This is a genomic window from Rhodococcus sp. BS-15 (genome assembly GCF_000813105.1).
Classification (GTDB): domain Bacteria; phylum Actinomycetota; class Actinomycetes; order Mycobacteriales; family Mycobacteriaceae; genus Rhodococcoides.
Genome location: NZ_BAOX01000405.1, coordinates 1 through 3393 on the forward strand (window position 1 = coordinate 1; position 3393 = coordinate 3393).

The window sequence follows — 3393 nt, forward strand, 5'->3', positions numbered from 1 at the left end:
TCCGAGGACCTGTCGGCTACGCGGGCGCGGGCGGTCGGCCCGCGCGAGAAGACGGCCCGGCGGCTGCTGAAGTCGACGGCCGACAAGTTCTACGACGGCGAGGTCGACATCGATTGGGACGCTCCGGTGGTCGACGGCATGCGGTGGATGCCCGAGCATCGGGTTTCGCTCTATCGAACCAAGTTGTGGGACAAGCTCTCCGAAGAACAGCGCCGCGAACTGGGTCGACACGAGATCGTCAGCATTCTCTCGTTCGGCATCTATGCCGAGGGTTTTCTCAGTGCAAACTTGCTTCGGGTGTTCGGGAGGGGCACGTTCTCCGATCATTCGATGTACTCGATAGCCGAGGTCGGCGAGGAATCGCGCCACTCGATCATGTTCGGAAAATTGATCGAGAAGGCGGGCCTGAAGCCCTACCTGCTGCCCAGAGTGGGACTCGTCATTGCGAAGATCGGTCAGTTTCTTCCTCTCGGACCGGCCACGTACGGCGGGACTCTTCTCATCGAGGAGGTCCTCGATCGGGCGCAGCGAGAAGCGCAGAACGATCCCGAAATGCAGCCGCACCTGCGGCAGATGATGCGCATCCACGTGATCGAGGAATCGCGTCACATCACCTATGCCCGTGAAGAAATGGTGCGCGCGATGCAATCGACCAATCGGGTGAATCGTGCGGTCCACCGCGTCATCCTTGCGACGATCGCCAACTTCACGTACATCGCACTCATCAATCCGCGCGTGTACAGATCCGTCGGCATCAACCCCATTCGCGGGATCGTCACCGCAATGGCCAGTCCCACCTACAAGACCAACATGCAGTTCTTCTCCGAACCGATGATCCGATTCTTCGCCGACGCCGGTATGTGCGACGGTGTGGTGACCCGCCGCCTGTGGAAGATGACCCGCGCCATGCCGGACGATCTCGCATGAGCCGACGCTCGTCGGCGGTCCAGTACGATCCGCATGTCGACATCGACTGGGAATCACCCTGGCAGAGTGAGGCGTCGGCGTTGCCGCGAGACTCGGTGACGTTGTACGGGACCCGCCTGTGGGGCAGGTTGGCCGAGCAGGATCGGCGTACCTTGGCACTGCACGAGGCAGTGAGCAGATGGAGCACGGTGTCGTATCTGTCGGCCATGCTGATCGGTAACCAGCTCAGGCGGGTAGCGGAGGAGGGGCTCAACAGTACCGATTCTCGCAATGCTCTCGACGAGGTCGCAGGCGGTTCGCGGACCACGATCACCTTCGGACGGCTGGTTCGCGCAACGGAAGTCCCGCCCTACAAGCCGCCACGGGGGACGGCCACGGCCGTCAAGCTGTTGGGCCTTCTACCGCTGGGCGCAGCATCGCACGCGTCCATCCTGTTGGTCGAGGAGACCTTCGCTCGGTCGATGGCCGGTGCGGTGACCGACCCCGGTATCGAACCCCACGTTCGACAGGCCGTGAAGATCCATGGGCTCGGGAGCGCCGATCGTTTTGCGTCCGCTCGATCGGAAGTGGTTGCTGCGCAGACCAACTCGAATGCGGTGGCTCGCGCGTACAACCGTGTGCTGCTCGCTCTGCTGGCCAACGTGATTCTCCGTCTCGGAGTGTCGTTCGAGGTGTACCGATCCATCGGAATCAGTCCTGCCCGAGGAGCATTCGCGTCGAGGCGTCGCCGAGTGGAGATAAGGCGGCGGGACGCGGCGAACACCGTCGCCTTCCTGGATTCGGCCGGGATGCTCGACGGCACCCTCACCGCGGCGCTGTGGAGATTGACCGGAGTCGGAATCGACAAACAGAACGCGGAGGAAGTGCGCAAGTGAAGAATTTCGAGAACAAAGTGGCCGTCGTATCCGGCGCGGGTTCGGGAATCGGCCGAGCCCTCGCACTGAATCTGGCGAACCGTGGAGCGCAGCTTGCACTGTCCGATATCGACGGAGAAGGGCTCGGAGAGACCGTGGTTCTGTGCGAGAAGATCGGAGCCCGCACGGTTCCGTACCAGCTGGACGTATCGGACCGGTCTGCGGTCTACTCGCATGCCGACGCGTCATCGGCGAATTCGGACGCGTCAACTTCGTTGCGAACAACGCCGGCGTGGCACTGGGCGCCGATGTGGTGGACATGACCTGGGACGACTTCGAGTGGGTCATGAACATCGACTTCTGGGGTGTTGCCAACGGCACCAAAGCTTTTCTGCCAGCGTTGATCGACTCAGGCGAAGGCCATCTCGTCAATGTCTCGAGCGTGTTCGGCTGATGGGTATCCCCGGTCAGAGTGCCTACAACTCCGCGAAATTCGCCGTCCGCGGCTTCACCGAGGCGTTGCGTCAGGAAATGAAGGTCGCTCGCCATCCTGTAGGAGTCACGTGCGTGCACCCCGGTGGGATCAAGACCAACATCGTGGCCAACGCCCGCGGAATGGACGATCTCGGGACTCCTGACGAGGCCTCGCGCCGCTTCCAGCAGATTGCGCTCACCACCCCGACGCGAGCCGCCAAGGTGATACTCGCAGGAGTGGAACGAAACAGGCCTCGTGTTCTGATCGGCCCCGATGCCCGTGCGTTCGATCTGATTCCGCGCGTCGTCGGTCCGCGGTACCAGGACCTGCTCGCCCCGCTCAACCGGCTAGGCTCGGCGGCCGGTAGGAAACTGGCGAAGAACAGCAGTAACGGGTCGTAGATTCGCCTCTGCCCGTTACTGTTTCGTGGCACTGACGAACTGGGCCAGTCCCCGGATGTCCTGCTGAATCTCGGTCAGTCCCGACGCTCGAACACGTCGACGAACAGGTTCTTCGGAAACATCCGCACGCCCGCCAGGCCGGTGCCGAAGCCGACGACGGTGCCCAGCGGGGCCGGACGAGGCTCGCAGCTGGTCATGATTGCGATGCGTCCACCCGGGCGGACCACGCGAATCAATTCGTCCAGCACTGTCATGGGCTTCGGAACGAGATACAGTGCGGCGTAGCAGCATACGGCATCGAAAGCGTCGTCCGAATACGGCAGGTGGGCGGCGTCACCGCGTACGTACGCCGCACGCGGTCCTCGATTGTCCGCCACGGCGCGGGCGATCATCGCCTCGGATATGTCGAACCCGACGGCGAGGCCGTCGTCGGTGAGAGCCTCGGAGAGAAACCTGGTGAAGTTGCCGGGGCCGCAGGCGACGTCGAGTACGCGCTGGGGGCCATGCAATCGTAGGTCGGCAACGGCTTTGGCCCGCTCGGCCGCCATCGACATGCCCGCGATGCCCATCATGGACACCCCGAACGGACGCCACAGTCTTTCGTAGATGGCTGCGACCACCCGGTTGTTCATCGCGATACTCGCAGGCGACGGGTTCGGTGCGGGCACGTCCGGTAGCAGTTCGACGTAGCCGCCGTCGGTGCGCGCCAGCTCGCGCAGCGTCGCCGGCTCGATCA

General features: G+C 63.3%; 3 protein-coding genes and 1 pseudogene. 3 read left to right on the top strand and 1 reads right to left on the bottom strand.

The genetic code is table 11. From position 1 onward, the window contains the following. Nucleotides 1-9: 9 nt before the first annotated feature. From RHBS_RS25840 to RHBS_RS25850, 3 genes and pseudogenes are all read left to right on the top strand, one after another. Nucleotides 10-927, top strand: coding sequence for a diiron oxygenase (locus RHBS_RS25840; protein WP_128646818.1), 918 nt, complete (start codon nucleotides 10-12; stop codon nucleotides 925-927). Further along, nucleotides 924-1802 carry a diiron oxygenase gene (locus RHBS_RS25845; RefSeq protein ID WP_128646817.1) on the top strand — a complete coding sequence of 293 codons (879 nt, stop codon included), beginning with the start codon at nucleotides 924-926 and terminating at the stop codon, nucleotides 1800-1802. Before RHBS_RS25840 ends, RHBS_RS25845 begins: the two co-directional genes overlap by 4 nt. After that, nucleotides 1799-2657, top strand: a pseudogene (locus RHBS_RS25850) (SDR family NAD(P)-dependent oxidoreductase). The gene RHBS_RS25845 and the pseudogene RHBS_RS25850 overlap by 4 nt, the downstream one beginning before the upstream one ends. Before the next feature lie 74 nt (nucleotides 2658-2731). Here the strand turns inward: RHBS_RS25850 and RHBS_RS25855 are convergent. After that, nucleotides 2732-3393, bottom strand: a 662-nt coding sequence (locus RHBS_RS25855; protein ID WP_237669730.1) for a class I SAM-dependent methyltransferase, incomplete at its 5' end; no start/stop codon positions are given.